General features: G+C 45.7%; 16 protein-coding genes. 6 read left to right on the top strand and 10 right to left on the bottom strand.

Going from position 1 to position 16067, the window contains the following annotated elements; translation table 11 throughout:
• The first annotated feature begins 10 nt into the window (after positions 1–10).
• A complete protein-coding gene (locus tag U2F10_RS20300) occupies positions 11–376 on the top strand; it encodes a hypothetical protein (protein ID WP_499867618.1) in 366 nt (121 codons plus the stop codon).
• A gap of 67 nt (positions 377–443) precedes the next feature.
• Positions 444–632, top strand: coding sequence for a twin-arginine translocase TatA/TatE family subunit (gene tatA / locus U2F10_RS20295; protein ID WP_163662576.1), 189 nt, complete (start codon positions 444–446; stop codon positions 630–632).
• Positions 633–815: 183 nt separating this feature from the next.
• Here the strand turns inward: tatA and purB are convergent, their stop codons facing one another.
• Together purB and pdxR are read right to left on the bottom strand one after the other, a co-directional pair.
• Complete coding sequence (purB, locus tag U2F10_RS20290; protein WP_163662578.1) at positions 816–2111, bottom strand: adenylosuccinate lyase; 1296 nt, start codon at positions 2109–2111, stop codon at positions 816–818.
• Between the two features lie 559 nt (positions 2112–2670).
• On the bottom strand, positions 2671–4128 hold the full coding sequence (pdxR, locus tag U2F10_RS20285; RefSeq protein WP_163662580.1) for a MocR-like pyridoxine biosynthesis transcription factor PdxR: 1458 nt from the start codon (positions 4126–4128) through the stop codon (positions 2671–2673).
• Positions 4129–4449: 321 nt separating this feature from the next.
• On the opposite strand from pdxR, the gene U2F10_RS20280 reads away from it, so the two are divergent.
• On the top strand, positions 4450–5115 hold the full coding sequence (locus U2F10_RS20280) for a pyridoxamine 5'-phosphate oxidase family protein (protein ID WP_163697591.1): 666 nt from the start codon (positions 4450–4452) through the stop codon (positions 5113–5115).
• A 106-nt stretch (positions 5116–5221) separates the two neighbouring features.
• Here U2F10_RS20280 and U2F10_RS20275 read toward each other — a convergent pair whose 3' ends face one another.
• The 4 genes from U2F10_RS20275 to U2F10_RS20260 form a co-directional block, all read right to left on the bottom strand.
• Complete coding sequence (locus tag U2F10_RS20275) at positions 5222–6388, bottom strand: class I SAM-dependent methyltransferase (RefSeq protein ID WP_163662583.1); 1167 nt, start codon at positions 6386–6388, stop codon at positions 5222–5224.
• Positions 6389–6418: 30 nt separating this feature from the next.
• On the bottom strand, positions 6419–7564 hold the full coding sequence (locus tag U2F10_RS20270; protein WP_163662585.1) for an HTTM domain-containing protein: 1146 nt from the start codon (positions 7562–7564) through the stop codon (positions 6419–6421).
• Positions 7548–8069 carry a hypothetical protein gene (locus U2F10_RS20265; protein WP_499060496.1) on the bottom strand — a complete coding sequence of 174 codons (522 nt, stop codon included), beginning with the start codon at positions 8067–8069 and terminating at the stop codon, positions 7548–7550. Before U2F10_RS20265 ends, U2F10_RS20270 begins: the two co-directional genes overlap by 17 nt.
• Before the next feature lie 167 nt (positions 8070–8236).
• Positions 8237–9433, bottom strand: coding sequence for a response regulator (locus U2F10_RS20260; protein ID WP_163662589.1), 1197 nt, complete (start codon positions 9431–9433; stop codon positions 8237–8239).
• Between the two features lie 791 nt (positions 9434–10224).
• On the opposite strand from U2F10_RS20260, the gene U2F10_RS20255 reads away from it, so the two are divergent.
• Positions 10225–10716, top strand: a complete 492-nt coding sequence (locus tag U2F10_RS20255; RefSeq protein ID WP_163662591.1) for a hypothetical protein — start codon at positions 10225–10227, stop codon at positions 10714–10716.
• Here the strand turns inward: U2F10_RS20255 and U2F10_RS20250 are convergent.
• Together U2F10_RS20250 and U2F10_RS20245 are read right to left on the bottom strand one after the other, a co-directional pair.
• Positions 10649–11380: a ComF family protein gene (locus tag U2F10_RS20250; RefSeq protein ID WP_163697588.1), complete on the bottom strand. Its 732-nt coding sequence runs from the start codon at positions 11378–11380 to the stop codon at positions 10649–10651. The two genes, U2F10_RS20255 and U2F10_RS20250, sit on opposite strands and share 68 nt — an antisense overlap.
• Before the next feature lie 193 nt (positions 11381–11573).
• Complete coding sequence (locus U2F10_RS20245) at positions 11574–11723, bottom strand: hypothetical protein (protein ID WP_499873140.1); 150 nt, start codon at positions 11721–11723, stop codon at positions 11574–11576.
• A 407-nt stretch (positions 11724–12130) separates the two neighbouring features.
• Between U2F10_RS20245 and U2F10_RS20240 the strand changes: the two genes are divergently transcribed.
• Together U2F10_RS20240 and U2F10_RS20235 are read left to right on the top strand one after the other, a co-directional pair.
• Positions 12131–13480 (top strand): histidine phosphatase family protein, encoded by a 1350-nt coding sequence (locus U2F10_RS20240; protein ID WP_499873139.1) that lies wholly within the window; start codon positions 12131–12133, stop codon positions 13478–13480.
• 28 nt (positions 13481–13508) lie between these two features.
• Complete coding sequence (locus U2F10_RS20235) at positions 13509–14768, top strand: dihydroorotase (protein ID WP_499060498.1); 1260 nt, start codon at positions 13509–13511, stop codon at positions 14766–14768.
• Between the two features lie 61 nt (positions 14769–14829).
• On the opposite strand, the gene lepB (U2F10_RS20230) is transcribed toward U2F10_RS20235, so the two are convergent.
• Complete coding sequence (gene lepB / locus U2F10_RS20230) at positions 14830–15381, bottom strand: signal peptidase I (RefSeq protein ID WP_163662601.1); 552 nt, start codon at positions 15379–15381, stop codon at positions 14830–14832.
• 59 nt (positions 15382–15440) lie between these two features.
• Positions 15441–15989, bottom strand: a complete 549-nt coding sequence (gene lepB / locus U2F10_RS20225; protein ID WP_499873138.1) for a signal peptidase I — start codon at positions 15987–15989, stop codon at positions 15441–15443.
• Positions 15990–16067: the final 78 nt, after the last annotated feature.

Genomic DNA, 16067 nt, shown 5'->3' with positions numbered 1-16067 from the left:
TGCTGTGACCATGAATATTAAGCTCATCATCAGCAATGCAGTCTTGGGAACATTGACCTTAGCATTAGCGGGTTACGCTCAAAGCAACGTTAGCAACAACAGTCGTCATCTATCAGACATCCAAGCCCAAACCTGTCCCGTCTTTCTGACTGATAGCACATCAGCTGATATTTCCAGAAATCAGCGACTAGCTGTACCCGTACGTCCCAACGAAGTATTGGATCTCACCCTACTGTGTTATAGCGGTCCTGTAGACACTGCTGCATCAGAACGGCTAAGTACAGAAGTCAACAATCATCCATCTGAAACTCCACAGTCAGCGACACAATTTGATCAGCTCCCTCAAGATCGAGTTGAATTTGGATCACCGATTTAAAACTACAGGCTAGTTAAGGCCCCGATTGACTACGGTATAGTAATTGAAACATTCATGGAAAGGTGCCATGTTCGGTTTAGGTTGGCCAGAGGTAGGCATTATTGCCATTGTCGCTGTTTTAATTTTTGGGCCTAAAAAAATTCCTGAGTTAGGCAGTGCTCTCGGAAAAACTTTACGAGGTTTCAAAGAGGAAATGGATGCCGAAACAGCTGACTTTGAAGACGCTGAGTATGTTGAGGATCCAGAGTCGCACTAAGTAATCGGAACAAACTTAGCTTATGACTGTCTGTAGTTGTAGTAGGTACATGGTTGGAGCTACCTACTACTAGCAAGCGTCTAGTGAGCATATAGTAGGCATTTCAGGGAGTGGATTTACCATCTCCCTGTTTTTTTATGCTTAGAGACTCCACTTAGGGGTGCCCCATCAAAGGTCATTCACCTATATCCCCAAGCGCTGGTAAACCTTATCCAGATTTCTCAGCTGGTAGTCAGGGTTAAATGCCTCCTTAATTTCCTCTGGCGACAGCTTTTCCTTCACTTGAGGATCCTGGGAAATCAAGGTATGGAAATCACCACCTTCAACATTCCATGCAGCATGGGCACATTTCTGCACAATACGATAAGCGTCTTCACGGGCAATGCCTTTCTCCACAAGAGAAAGCAGCACTCGCTGACTAAAGACCACACCGCCGTACATGTTCATATTACGCTTCATATTTTCGGGATAGACCAGCAGGTTTTGCACCAGCTTCGTAGTCTCTACCAGCATGAAGTGAATCAAAATACAGCTGTCAGGGAAAATAACCCGTTCCACTGAACTATGGGAAATATCACGTTCATGCCACAGGGCAACATTTTCTAATGCAGCCAGGGCATTGGTGCGAATGATGCGAGCCAGCCCCGCCAACCGCTCAGATTTAATTGGATTACGCTTATGGGGCATAGCTGAAGACCCCTTTTGACCCTTGGCAAAAAACTCTTCAACTTCGAGCACGTCAGTACGCTGTAGATTCCGAATTTCGACTGCAAACCGCTCAATGGATGCAGCCAGTCCTGCCAATGTCGTCATAAACTCAGCATGGACATCTCGAGAAATCACCTGAGTCGAAGCAGTATCAGGCTTCAGACCCAGCTTTTGGCAAGTCAACGCCTCAATTTCTGGATCAATGTTGGCGTAGGTGCCAACCGCTCCCGAGATTTGGCCAACGGCAATTTCATCTTGAATACGGCACAAACGTTCACGATGGCGAAGCACCTCAGCCAACCAACCAGCTAACTTGAAGCCAAAGGTCATAGGCTCAGCATGAATGCCATGGGAACGACCGATCATCACGGTATTACGATGTTCCTGAGCTTTATTGCGGATTGCCTGAATTAATTGCTCCACATGAGACAAAATTACCTGATGACTAGCGACAATCTGTAGAGACAGTGCCGTATCCAGCACATCAGAACTAGTCATCCCTAAGTGGATATAGCGACCTGCATCGCCAACGTATTCATTAACATTGGTCAAAAATGCAATGACATCGTGACGAACCTCAGCCTCAATTTCCAGAATTCGCGCCACATCAAAATTGGCCTTGGCTTTGATTTCGTCCACCGCTGCTTGGGGAATACGGCCCAGTTCAGCTTGGGCTTCGCACACAGCGATCTCAACCTGTAGCCAGGTCTTAAATTTGTACTCGTCGGTCCAAAGTTCGCCCATTTCGGGCAGGGTGTAACGTTCAATCAAAACTAGTGTCGCAGGATACAACCGATCTATTGTAAAGGTGTAGCCGCAAGTTACTAAGTCGAAATTAATAATAGTGAGGATTTGATTACACGCCTTTTAGCGATAGGCACCCGTTAGAAGATAGCGCTGTTGTTCCAAGCATCACATTATCCGCCCAAACGATTACCCCTAGTAGGTTTGTAAATCATCTACTAGGGGTAATCGTTTATTAGGCTGAACAAAAGACAAGTGCACGCACCACTGACTAGAGTAGTTAGTCGATTTCTATCGATTCAAACGCATTTAACACAGACCAAGATAGACGGGTTGCTACAGTAGCGAGTGCGATAATCAATACCATGGTCATAACTACATAGGGCATATGTAACCCAAATAAAACCATGCTGATAATTAGTAGGGCAAGCAGTGTAATATCCAAAGCCTTGTCCTCAAATGTTGCTGTCAACTTTAATAGTAGATATTTCGTCAAGGGAGTATTAACCCTGGCAAAAAACTTATTAATGATTCACGTTCCTGTCAATTCAAGTATTGAGGAGTCAGTCTCGAAAATGGGCATTAACTATGTCCATAATGCCTTAGCAACCCGGTGTATTCCCTCTTCTATTTGCTCTTCAGTGAGATCCGTGTAACCAAACACAAACTCTCCTGTATTACGCGGCACTTCATATTGAATGCAAGCACTACATATTTCTACACCAACACGAGCGGCTCTTGCGACTACTTCATCATCCCTGAAGCTCAGGGGCAGCTTTGCCATCACATGCAGCCCCGCGCTATCTCCCAAAATTTTCACCTCTTGGCCAAAGTATTTGTATAAAGCCTGCAGCAGGGCACGACGGCGATGCTCATAACACAGGCGCATTTTACGAATGTGGCGTTCCAAATGCCCAGCTGAAATAAACTCTGCTAAAGCATATTGAGTCAGCGTGGGGGGTTGGCGATCGGCTAACCACTTAGCTTTACCAAATACCTCTACCAAAGACTGAGGCACCACCAAATACCCTAAGCGAATACTGGGAAACATGACCTTCGAAAATGTGCCCACGTAGAGCACAGAGCTATGGTTATCCAACCCTTGCAATGATGGAATAGGTCGTCCTCCATAGCGATATTCACTATCATAATCGTCTTCAATAATGAGTGCACCAGTCCTCCATGCCCATTGCAACAACGCCAATCGACGAGGTAGCGACAGTAAAGCTCCCGTCGGAAACTGATGAGACGGTGTGACATAAACCAATCTAGGAGGATTGTCATAGGCCAATAACGTATCAACCATCAGACCATCATGATCTAACGGCATAGGCAATAAGTTTGCACCACTCGCTTTAAAGATATGACGGGCACCTCGATAGCCAGGCTCTTCAATAGCCACACTGTCATCTGGATTCACCAAGAGCTGGGTAATTAAACTCAGTGCTTGCTGACTACCATTAGTAATAATCACCTGATCATGCGTACAACGTACCGCCCGTGCATGCTGTAAATAATGGGCTACAGCCTTTCGCAACGGCCAATACCCCAAAGTCTCTCCCGCATAATTAAGCCATTGTTTCGTTTCGCGACAATGTTTTGACAACAGTTTTCGCCATAGCTCTACTGGGAACAAATCTAAAGCAGGATGACCATAGCGAAAACTAATCTCATAAGACTCTCTCAATGGGCTGAGGGATACCTGCTTTACCCGTTTGCCGTAGTCTGACAGAGGGGCCTTAACAACAGGCTGAGGCGAGGACTTTACTGGCTCATCAGCTTCTAACAACATTTCTGGCAGCTGAGCACAGACGTAAGTGCCTGCTCCTCGTCGGGTTTGTAAGTACCCTTCACTAATCAACTGATCGTAGCCTTGGGTCACGGTAGTCCGTGATAACCCCAAGGTTCTTGCCAAAGTACGTGAAGCAGGTAGACGCTGTCCCGAGACTAATCGCCCCGAGAGAATTGCCCAACGCAGTTGACTATATACCTGTTGATGCAAAGGTTCTGACAATGCAGCATCAATCACTAAGGCTAATTCCATCGGTACTTGTTAAAGGTCTATCCTAAGAAATTGGACTTATAGTTTAATTCTAAATTGGCTCTAGACGCATGCCAATCTACATCGGTAAAGTAGCAATATCGCTGGTAATTCAACTGGTTTTAGTCATATGAAACGGCCCCAAGCCCTTTCCAAAAGAGGCTTGGGGATACATTTTGGCATTAGCAGTTATGCACCTGCTGCTCAAACACTTTTCCGAAACAGGAAAACTCGCTCTTCTCTTCGGGAATCTATTCTGAGAGAGGACCGAAGGAGATCTATTCAAACTTAAATAATTTGATTCACTGGAAAGGAGATAGCATTATGAAAACAACACGGACTCAGGTAAAGCGTATACCTAAGCGTGGTCATTATGATCTGAAAACGGTTTACTCGATTTTAGACACAGGCCTTATTTGTCATGTGGGGTTTGCTGTGGATGATCAGCCATTTGTGATTCCTACGGCTTATGGGCGCATGGATAATCGGTTATTTATTCATGGTTCACCGGCCAGCCGTATGCTGAGGTCGCTGCAACAAGGGATTGAGATTTGTGTAACGGTAACACTCCTGGATGGTTTAGTATTGGCGCGATCAGCCATGCACCATTCGATGAATTATCGGTCTGTGGTGCTATGTGGGACTGCAGAATTGGTGAGTGAACGAGAAGAGAAAATGCAGGCACTCTATGCGTTGACAGAGCATGTGATGCCGGGCCGTTGGGCTGAAACGCGCGAGCCAAATGAGCAGGAGTTAACGGCGACAACTGTTTTGGCATTACCGATTGATGAGGCATCAGCGAAGATTCGGACTGGACCACCGGTAGATGATGCAGCGGATTATGGATTGCCTCATTGGGCTGGGATAATTCCTTTAAGGATGCAGGCGGGTGAACCGATTGTGGATCCAAAGCTGGCCGAAGGAATCGTGATGCCAGCACATGTAAAACAATATTTAAGAAAACGGCGTGAGTTTTTGGAGGTTGTGTGAAATTTCTAAACGCTTCTCCACACAAACCCTCTTACCTCGAGAACAAGAGGGTTTGAAACCTTAAAAATGTGCTGCCTTAGTAATTCATGAGGTTGGGAAAAGTAGTTTAGGTTAGCGGAGGAACAACTAGACCTTTAAGTGAAACATTACAGTCGATACCTTTGCTTTGAATTAGAACCCCGAAAGTTCCGAGCCCCATAGGAGTCATGTCCATGAGTTGGTGAAGAGCTTGGCGACGTTGGATGAGGTGGTTGAAGCCGTCGGGTCCGGGAGTTATAGTTTGGGTAAGATTGGCGAGTCGATCGCCAAGCCCGAGAGCCATGAGGAAGAGCCCCTGTTGGGTGAAGCCTACATTAGTAAATCCCACCTTTTCGCCATAGCGCTCTAGAGCAGTGAAGTCTACGTGGGCGGTTAGATCTTGTTGACCAATGTTGGTGTACGGATCGTCATGGTGTCGGTGCTGGTAATAGCACTTAAGAGTTCCCCTATGACGAGCAGGACTATAGTAACGCTGGGCAATATGGCCATAATCGATGGTGAGAAGAAATCCTTGAGCGATACGGCTGGCGACATTAGAAAGCCAGTCTAGAGCAGCAAGATTAACTTCAGTGCGGTAGCCATCTGAGTAATCGTCAGCAAGGAGATTAATCTCGACTAGGTCAAAGTATTGTGCGAGTTTGTCGGTGGAGAGAGAACCTAGAGTCTCTTTCAGACTATTGTCTTTGGTAGTGACATAAACTTCTTGAAGTTGGTTGTTGTTCTTTTCAATAATGTGAACAGGAAACGCATCGACGAGTTCGTTGGAGAACAAGCAACCGGTAATGGGTGGTAGAGCGTCAAGGGTAGTCCAACTGACCTTTTTGTGCTTTAAGCGCTCTTGCTGAACTGACCGCAGTGCAGGGGATCTTTCGATAATGATGTAGTTGAGTGTGGCATAACAATCAGGGAAATGCTGTTGCAGATATGAAAGCACATCAGCAGCAATAAGTCCCTGACCGGCCCCCATTTCAACTAAATGAAATGTTGTGGGTTGCCCCAGGGCACACCACATGTCAGCAAATTGATTGGCAAGAAGCTCACCAAAATCGCGACTAAGATGAGGAGAAGTTATAAAGTCACCGCTAGGGCCAAGGATGGAAACTTTAGTGGTGTAGTAACCATGTTGAGAGTGGTAAAGGGCTAAATTCACATACTCCCTAAAGGTAATGCGATTTTTTGGAGCAGTCTGAATATGCTCAGTGATAATGGTAGTGAGTGCAGAGGTAGACGTCATGTCAGAATTGCAAGAAGTACGGTCCTAGAGTCAATTATTCAGGTTGGGATCGAAAGACTTGAGTGCATAATTAAGTTTGCCAGTTGCTATAACCCAAATGAAAAGAGAAAGGCAGATAATCCACAGGACACAACTTATCACTAGTCCAGGAATAGGAATATTGAGTAGGTCTCCAAGAGAGTAAGCTAAACCAGAAAACGAACTACCTAGGGAGAAACTCAGCGCAAGAGCAGTAGCCCACAGAGCTAGTAGTAGCCATATCCATCGACGAAACGTATGGAACGAGAAACGATCAAACAGACCTAGTTGTGACCAAGGGATAAATGCTAAATATGCGATCGCATTCGTATTGAAAGGAATATTAAGTAGCAGACTGTTCGATAAATGAAAGAAGCACCCCAAAGCAAGCCATACATACCAAGCCCTACGCCAAAACATAGCCAATAAAAAGCCCAGCTCAAAGAGGACTGCCGAGTAATCAATGAGTTCCCATAGCAGTGGCAGATCCAGACCGACAATAAACGGAGCTAGTAAATGCGTACGCCCATAGCTAAAATAACCGGAATACAGCCAGCTGAGAAAGCCACTGGTAGACAAGTCAAAATCGACCCATGCAAGGGCTTTACCAAAGCCAGCTGTAAAAAAGCTAAAAGCAATTAAGAGAGCCAAAAAATAAAGATTCTTATGTGGTTTAGAAGATTCTTGATGAACTTGTCGTCCATAAAACAACAATGAATCAACTGAGAAGTATCGTCCCCAATCCTGAAAAGACATGACTAGAAGCACACAAAGATAAAGCACTCCACCATGGTCGATTTTCCCCAAAGAGTACTGAAAGCTATTGGCAACAATCAAGGTAGTCAGAAGAGCAACGGTTGCGAATCTTGTGAACAGACCAATTAGAAGAGCGACAATGAAAACAGATAGACAGAAATCGATACCATAGAACACAAACGCATGGGGAAAGCCTGCCAAAAAGGACGATAGGCTGAAAATAGGTGGATTATAAAATGCGTCAGGAACAGTACTGAGCCAACGAAAACTCGGCCATCTTAAAAAGAGGGTAAATAGCCCAAAGACAACTCGAAACAAGCATAGTGATGTAGCGTCGATACGGGTTGACTGTTTGATCTGTGCTTCCAGAGAGTCCAGTGAGTTACTAACGAAGTTCAACATTTGTTTGTTCAGTAATCTCACTTTTTACGGCTACTCCTTTGTCAATATCGAACCAGGTTTTGACTTGTCGCACTTGCAGCTTTTCTACATCAGACATACCTAGCATCTGCAAACGGGTAGTCATCCAGTCCAAAGCTGCCTTTCGCTCCGTAGGAGACGCTTCTAATATTGTGGTAGCACTCAATGTCCAAATCCCGAGGGAAACACTTCTAGTTTTTGCTTCTCCTAATCCAAAACCATTACGGGCAATATGGGACCAATATTGATTAGGAATTACATCAAAAAACTCCCTTGGATCTAGCGGCTGTTCAGTGCCAGCATGACTAATAGCAATGAGCTCAGTTCTAGAAAACCTTAGTATCCCGTCGGATGCAGATATTTTTGTCGCGCCTGATGGCTGCAGAACAGCCGGATAAGGTTCAAGGCTATTGCTGGCCTCTCGTAAAAGGAATGGGCACAATAGCCCCAACAGAATGAGCAGTCGTAGCCCTAGCTTTTTGATCACTACCTATCTCAGTAAGTCGACTCTGTATCATCTTAGGTCCCCCATTGATGAACATGCAATTTGTCTGAGTCGCCGCAAATTAATACGTGTGTTCTACCTTGTTTTTAATAAGGATAATCTAAGCATGACACAAGCTCCAGTGAATCATTAAACAGAGTCAGGTATACCTAATTCTCTTCACCCTCAGTTTCCATATTCGATAACTGAGCTCTCACCACTTCAATCACCTTAATTGGATCAATAGGCTTTGCCATAAAGTCTGTGGCTCCTATCGCCTTAGCCCGCATCCGATCTACAATGCCGTCATTCCCAGTCAAAATAATAATCGGCGTCTTCCTGAAAGCCTTCACCCGACGAATCTGTTTACAAATCTCATAACCATTCGCCACAGGCATCACCAAATCCAAGAAAATTAAACTTGGCTTATGGCGAATAATTTGCCCTAAGGCCTGAACAGAATCCTGAATATTAATACATCTATACCCAGCTGGACGTAACACCTCCTCCATCAGATATCCCACCTGAGGGCTATCATCCACACAAACAATCAACGGCAGTTTATTCACCACCTTATGCGGCACCTTCTGCGCTGCTGCCGCATAAGGATTCGGCAAATCCTCAATCCGATTCAGCACTACCATTCCTCGCTCCACATAGGCAGATATCATACAGCCGAGGGAGGACACCTCATGACCTGTAATCTGGCTCAGCTCCCGTAATGAGCGCGTCCCCTGCAACAACCGCTTCAAAATCTGGTAAGTGCGCGGTTGAGTACACTGCTTCAGCCGCTCCGTGTCCACAATGATCGGAGCCAAATTAGGGGATGCTTTACCTAGCTCAGCATTTTGCCAAGATTGCAAGTCCGTCCTTACCCGATAAAACAACGCTGTACTACTCAAAATCGCCATCGGTTCACTTAACCGCGATTGATGATCCGTAGAATGCGCGACGTGGGTAATGCTACCCACCACCTGACAAATGTCAAACAGCACTTCTGTCAGAGTAGCTTGGATAATTGAGATCGCAATCTCCCGTGTAATCTGCTGCCGCCGTAATAGCACTAAAAGTGCCACATACTCCCAGTGATCAAATATCTCCGCTTCTCGCAACCGCAACTCAGTTGGCTGCAAATCTGGACAATAGGTCTGAAGCAAACGCTGCCATCGCCGAAACCGATGTTGGCCACCACCGGCCCACAATAGCCGTCCTACCCGAAAATCAAGCCACCATTGCTCCCCAGAAATCGCTTTTACGTGAATATAGCCATTTGTCTGAGCCTGAATAATTGCCTTCATTGTTTTAATCAGCGAAGCCACTGAAAAACCATTTTCTAGCGGCAGTATATTCAGTACAGACTCAGTCATCTTTTTGATTGCCCAGCGATGATTTTAACGCTCTCGTAAAGGAGGACATTGGTACGTTCCAGTGCCGTTCTCAAAAAATATTTAGAGATACTTTTTGCAATGGAACATCTTATGCAGCTTCCAATTGCTGGGCTAGACAATACAGTCTAATCCCAACAAGGCAGCATTGAGCAAGTGTCTCTGGATGCTCTCTTAAGTTTCCCGAACCCCCAGAAACGATAACGATCTTTCTACAAAAGCCATCTGTGTCTGTACTAAAGAGTGAGGATAGATGATGATCTATCCTCACTTTCACCCAGAATTAGTATTGATAAATAGAAAATGAAAGTAAGCATTAAAAGCAAACCTCTGCCAATGAAACCAGACATTTTCTGTCAAAGCTGCAAAACTTTCAGAAAAGTAAAGCTCAGCCATGGGACTGAACAGTATTAAGCCAGCAGAGCTACTCACCATTAGGATCATATCCTCGCCACAGATAATATAAGAAAGTATGATGAATAAAAAATAGTCATCACTACGTTTTCTCGTATTGACAGAGTAAGGTCTTCTTCATCTATTATGAAAATTAAATATTAGAGTTATGCTAATTAGGTTTAATTAGGCTATTTTTCTATTGTCTAATAGAAAACCTAATCATCGTTTTTGCCAGTCATTATTCCCGCATTACTCGTTCTCAGGTGTAAATACCTAAATCAGTATTTAGGGAAATCAATAATTCTGCATTTCACGCTCTGATTTATCTGCCATAACAGGCTAAACGAACTGCTAATTTTCAGGTTCTAAGCATAATAATGGACATCCAAAAACGTATCACCCGCCAGCGCGTGAATCATATTGTTGATATCTATCAATTAGATGGCAATGATGGTGATACATTTGCAGACTATTTGGCCAAGCTAGTAGAGACTTATCCCCAATCTTTAATCGAACTTGCTCTAACAGAAGCTCTTGTCAAAGGTTGGTCTAAGGTGCCCATGCAAAAAGGTATGTCATTTATTTACGATGTTCATGAACGTCTTCGAACTTGGCAGCCTGATCCAGAATCATCGCCCCAATTACCCAGCGCATTTAAGCCCCCTCACGCTAAGTCGTTGGGGGTAACTTCTCTGGATGTGAAAACGGTGCAACCCAGTTCAATCGATCCTGCATCCATAGATGTAAAGCTGACACCTAGCCAATTTGAGCAAATTACAGGATTAGACGCGAGCCTGGTATTTAATGAGGAAGATCAGATCTTCCTGACCCCGCCAATGGGGACGATAAAATCGCTTGAGCAACGGTAGCAATGCCGACAATGCAATAACCAGCCCGCATCAAGGGAATAGCTGCTGTTTTAGCAGTGGTACCTGTAGTATAAATATCGTCCATGAGTAAGATGGGCTGTTGCTGGGATGGCAACTTCTTACCCAATTGGAATGCATCTATCAGATTTTTGTGCCTTTCGTGAGCTTTCAAATGATACATTGCCTCAGTGGCTTTAATCCGCCTCAGACCATTTTCTGCTAACGGCAGACCTGTAACACGACAAAATCCCTGAGCAATCAGAGCAGCTTGGTTATACCCTCGTTGATTGAGGCGCTGACGATGCAACGGGATTGGGACAACAACGGGCCGATGTGTCCCTTGAAGACCACTTTTTTTCCATTGCTGCCCTAATTGATAACCCAACCAAAGCCCAAGCTCAGCCTGGTTGCCATACTTGAGCAAAGCCAATAGCTGCTTGAGAACACCCTGATATTTTCCCCAGGAAAAGACTAATAGTGCTGGCTGTTTTGATGTAGCAGGCATCTGATGCATGGCATGAGCCTGGCCAGAAGACCATTGGCACGCACACATCTGCCCATAACAATCGGCACACAGAAGCGATGAAGCAGGCCGCTGACAAAGTGGGCATGGCACCGCTAGAAAAACCTGGGTGAGTTGGCTTAAAAGTCTAGGCAATGCCATGGCAAAAAGGGATGCGAGTAAAGGCCTCTACATGAAGGTGCCCTATAGTTCAGGTGCTCTACATATTTCTATATCAAAAGAAATTAGCTACTGCTGAATAGGAGAAGGGATTGACCTAGTTAGGATTGCCTTACCTATATCAGCATTATTCAGATTAAATCCTCCCGAAAGTCAGCAACGCTGAAATGATTTATCACTTCTGACGTACCTTGACGTTCTTCACTCGACCATCGGGATAAACCAAAGACATCGTATTATCTTGATGGGGCTCAGAAGAAGACTGGCTCTGGCTGTGATTTTGATCGTTATTTGCCAATCCTAAAAGGTTCTTTTTAGAATCCATACTGCTTATCTCAGGGACGTATATAGTTAATTGTTTATCAGAGTGAACAGGTATCATCAGGGTGAAACTATGGATTTTGAATGCCTGAATTTGGAAAATACTATAAAGACTCTGAATCCCTTTAATAGCAAGTTTTAAGCAAGCACCCATAGCACTTACTGTCATCGTAACGGCTAAAGATAAAGCTCAGAAAGACAAGTTTTTTAAGCTTGATAAAAGTTTTGTTGTCTTGAACTTATAACAGCTTCAAAAAACATGACAAGCATCAGCCAGAGATCTGGTTGGTTTACGCAACTTGGCATAGCACTCACTTGCTATCCAGTTTGAGAAATCTCCCATGGGTCAGTGGATATCACGTACAATCACACTGTTTGATCTAGCGCAGTAAATCGAGAGAGGACAGAACCTTGAAAACGCGAGTGATTGTGGTTCGGCACGGTGAAAGTACATTTAACGTAAAGCGTATTGTTCAAGGGCACCATGATGAGTCGCTCCTCACAGAAACAGGCGAAGCTCAAGCACGAGAAGTAGGCATATTTCTAAAGGGTATTGCCATCGATACTGTCTACTGTAGTCCCTTGAAGCGGGCAGCTCGCACAGCTGCATTAATCACAGACACACTAAATCAAGGTCATACACCGCAAGTAACGGATCTACTTAAAGAAATAAGCCTCCCCCTATGGGAAGCAATATCTTTTGCAGATATTGAAGCCAAGTATCCCGAAGAATATCAGGCGTGGCGACATCAGCCGAATGACTTCAAGATGGCCGTACCTCAAGCAAATGGCACTGTCAAAGATTTTTATCCCGTTCGGGCGATATGGCAGCAGGCAGCAGAATTTTGGCAAGGATTATTGGATAATCACCGGGGGCAAACTGTTTTAGTCGTGGCCCACAGTGCTATCAATCGTGCTTTAGTTGGCACAGCTATTGGTCTTGGCCCTGAAGCGCTGAACCGTATGTATCAGGCCAACTGTGGCATTAGCGTTCTTAATTTTCCAGGCGTTTGGGGAGAGCGTGCTCAGCTAGAATCCATGAACTCTACGAGCCATACAGGAGCCCCCATACCGACATTACGTCGAGGATTTAAGGGACCGCGACTACTGCTAGTTCGCCATGGTGAAACTGAATGGAACCGAGAATCACGCTTCCAGGGGCAGATTGATATTCCACTGAACGACAACGGTCGTGCCCAGGCCGATCAAGCCAGGGAGTTTCTAGCAGATGTTCCCATTGATGGGGCTATTTCTAGCTCCATGATGCGCCCAAAGGAAACCGCTGAAATTATTTTACAAAAACATCCTGATGTTTCCTTGGCGGTCACTGAGGGGCTATGGGAAATCAGCCATGGTCAGTGGGAAGGAAAATTTGAACATGAGATTGAAGCAGGATTTCCAGGCATGTTAGAAGCATGGCAGACTAAACCTGAAACAGTTCAAATGCCTGGTGGTGAAAACTTGCAAGATGTGTGGGATCGAGCAGTTAAAGCCTGGAATGAAATTGTTGCCCAGTATAGTCAACAGGAAGCTCCTCAAACTGTATTAGTCGTCGCTCACGATGCCATCAATAAGGCTATTCTCTGCTACGTCACTGGCCTCGGGCCCGAGACATTCTGGCAGTTTAAGCAGGGCAATGGGGCCGTTAGCGTCATTGATTATCCGGATGGTGTGGGTAGTAAGCCAATGCTCAGTGCTGCTAATATCACAGTCCACCTTTCAGGGAGCATATTTGATACAACAGCAGCGGGAGCGCTGTAACGCAAAGGTTTATCAGACCTGAGGAAACATGAATAGCTGGATACGACAGGTACGCATACTGGATCCGCTAACTCAGCGGGACCAGATCAGTGACGTGTTGATACGGGAGGGTGTCATCCAGGCAATGGGTGACTCCCTTGATGTATCTGGTGATGATGTGACGGAAATAAATGGCCAGGGCTGTATTTTGGGCCCAGGGCTGGTGGATCTGTATAGCCAGACTGGGGAACCGGGCCATGAGTCTAGGGAAACCCTAGGGCAGCTTTTGGCGGCAGCAGCCCAGGGAGGATTTACACGCATTGGGATCTTACCCAACACCACACCAGCTGTGGACAACCTGGCTCAAGTACAACAGCGGTTAGCTAACCAATACAACCACCAACCACAAATTTTGCCTTGGGCAGCCATTACTCAGGGGACTCAAGGTGGACAGTTAACTGACCTAATGGAGCTAGGTGAGGTCGGAGTAGTTGGTTTTTGTGACGGTCAGCCTATCACCAACGGACTGATGATGCAGCGCTTGTTGGACTATACCCAGTCGCTGCCATTACCTATAGCCCTGTGGCCTTGCGATCGCAAACAAACCGGTACCTGTCGTGATGGGGCCGATGCGATCCGTCTGGGGCTATCTCCCTTGCCAGCGACTGCCGAAACTATCCCGCTATCAGCCCTGTTAGAGGAGGTGGTTACGACCCAACGCCCAGTACATTTTATGCGCATTTCCACCGCTCGCAGCGTTGAACTCATTCGTGCAAGTAAAGCCCGTGGATTGCCTATTACGGCTAGTGTAACCTGGCTCCATTTACTGTTTAGCACCGCCGACCTAGACAGCTATGCACCTAGTTTGCGCCTTGAACCACCCCTAGGTAATCCTACAGACCAAACGGAGTTAATTAGGGGATTGGAGGATGGCACTCTGGATGCGATCGCAGTTGATCACTGTGTCCACACCTACGAAGAAAAAGCGGTTCCCTTTGGCGTCGCCCCTCCAGGAGCCGTTGGTCTACAGTTGGCCCTGCCCATTCTTTGGCAAACATTTGTCGCCACCAATCGATGGAGTGCCCTACAGCTCTGGAACTATCTCAGCCTGCAACCAGCCCAATGCTTAAATATTGAGCCCGCCCAAATACAAATCAATAGTCCAGCCAACCTTGTACTCTTCGACCCTAGCCACAGCTGGACCGTTAGTACAAAGAACTTAGGGTGTGACGTTATCAATTCCCCCTATGGTCATCAAACTATTCAAGGTAAAGCAAAGCATATCTGGCTACCCACCGTGGGACCATAGGGGTTTACTCCAGTAAACCCCTATGGTCTTGAACTCACCATTAAAAACTTAAAACTCTACCTTAATTTCGTTTGAGTAATCCCACTCGACCAGGTGGCCAAAACCGCACTACAGCTTTGCCAATGATCTGATCTTCTGGCAAAAATGGACGACTCCAAGCGTGACTATCGACGCTGTTGTTACGATTATCACCAAAGACAATGTAGCTTTCTGTAGGTACAGTTTCAGGCCCCCACTGATATGTGGGTGGCGCTTTAATATAACGCTCATCAATGGGCTCGTCGTTGATCAATACCTTGCCATCAGTGACTTCTACGATATCCCCTGGCAGCCCAACCACCCGTTTGATAAACGCATTGCGAGGTTGGCCCTCAGGGGTTAGTTCTGCTGGGGGCCAAAACACAATAATATCGCCCCGCTCCGGTGAACTTAGGTGATAGCTAAGCTTTTCAACCACTAAGCGATCGTTCACCTGCAAGGTAGGCTCCATGGAGCCAGTAGGAATATAGCGAGCTTCTGCGACAAACTGACGAATTCCTAGGGCCAGCACTACGCTAAGCCCAATCGTTTGCAAACTTTCAACCCAAATATTATTAGTATTTTGATCAACCACAACAACTGGCCCCAGCGAAGTAGGGGCACCCTAGCACATCTGAGGAAATCATAATCAATTTAATTTAAACCACCAAGACGGGTGAGGGGCCAAAATCGGACAACGGCCTTACCAATAATCTGATCCTCAGGCACAAATGGTTCAGAAATATCCCATGCATGGCTGTCATAGCTAGCATTACGATTATCGCCAAGCACAAAGTAACTTCCGTCCGGAATGGTCAGTGGTGCTTGTTCATAGGTAGGTGGCGATTGAATGTAGCTTTCATCTAATGCATCACCATTGACTAGAACAGTGCCATCGGTCACCTCTACCGTATCTCCTGGCAACCCAACAATCCGTTTAATAAACGCATCCCGTTTTTGCTCATCTGGCACAATTTCTAAGGGTGGCCAAAAAACGACAATATCGCCTCGCTGAGGTTCTTGAAACCGATAGCTAATCTTTTCAATCACTAGACGGTCATTGACCAGCAAAGTGGGCTTCATTGACTCAGACGGGATATAGCGGGCTTCTGCTACAAATTGCCGAATACCTAGAGCGAGAGCAATACTAAGTCCAATAGTTTGAAAACCTTCGATCCAGGGATTTTGTTGTTTTTGAGACACAGTTGACGACTAGAAACAGTGTAATGATGCTGACACAAGCGTAGCGTGAGATCAGGGGTAGAACGTATAAGTCCTTAA

The organism is Leptothoe sp. EHU-05/26/07-4, assembly GCF_043421015.1.
Taxonomy (GTDB): Bacteria; Cyanobacteriota; Cyanobacteriia; order Phormidesmidales; family Phormidesmidaceae; genus Leptothoe; species Leptothoe turfae.
The sequence above is the reverse complement of the archived record's forward strand: the minus strand, read 5'-3'. Positions and strand labels throughout refer to the sequence as shown.

Excerpts from the sequence above, each read along its gene's own strand:
- U2F10_RS20300 (WP_499867618.1), top strand. The coding sequence starts at position 11 with ATGAATATTAAGCTCATCATCAGCAATGCAGTCTTGGGAACATTGACC.
- tatA (WP_163662576.1), top strand. The coding sequence starts at position 444 with ATGTTCGGTTTAGGTTGGCCAGAGGTAGGCATTATTGCCATTGTCGCT.
- pdxR (WP_163662580.1), bottom strand. The coding sequence starts at position 4,128 with ATGGAATTAGCCTTAGTGATTGATGCTGCATTGTCAGAACCTTTGCAT.
- U2F10_RS20280 (WP_163697591.1), top strand. The coding sequence starts at position 4,450 with ATGAAAACAACACGGACTCAGGTAAAGCGTATACCTAAGCGTGGTCAT.
- U2F10_RS20275 (WP_163662583.1), bottom strand. The coding sequence starts at position 6,388 with ATGACGTCTACCTCTGCACTCACTACCATTATCACTGAGCATATTCAG.
- U2F10_RS20270 (WP_163662585.1), bottom strand. The coding sequence starts at position 7,564 with ATGTTGAACTTCGTTAGTAACTCACTGGACTCTCTGGAAGCACAGATC.
- U2F10_RS20260 (WP_163662589.1), bottom strand. The coding sequence starts at position 9,433 with ATGACTGAGTCTGTACTGAATATACTGCCGCTAGAAAATGGTTTTTCA.
- U2F10_RS20255 (WP_163662591.1), top strand. The coding sequence starts at position 10,225 with ATGGACATCCAAAAACGTATCACCCGCCAGCGCGTGAATCATATTGTT.
- U2F10_RS20250 (WP_163697588.1), bottom strand. The coding sequence starts at position 11,380 with ATGGCATTGCCTAGACTTTTAAGCCAACTCACCCAGGTTTTTCTAGCG.
- U2F10_RS20245 (WP_499873140.1), bottom strand. The coding sequence starts at position 11,723 with ATGGATTCTAAAAAGAACCTTTTAGGATTGGCAAATAACGATCAAAAT.
- U2F10_RS20235 (WP_499060498.1), top strand. The coding sequence starts at position 13,509 with ATGAATAGCTGGATACGACAGGTACGCATACTGGATCCGCTAACTCAG.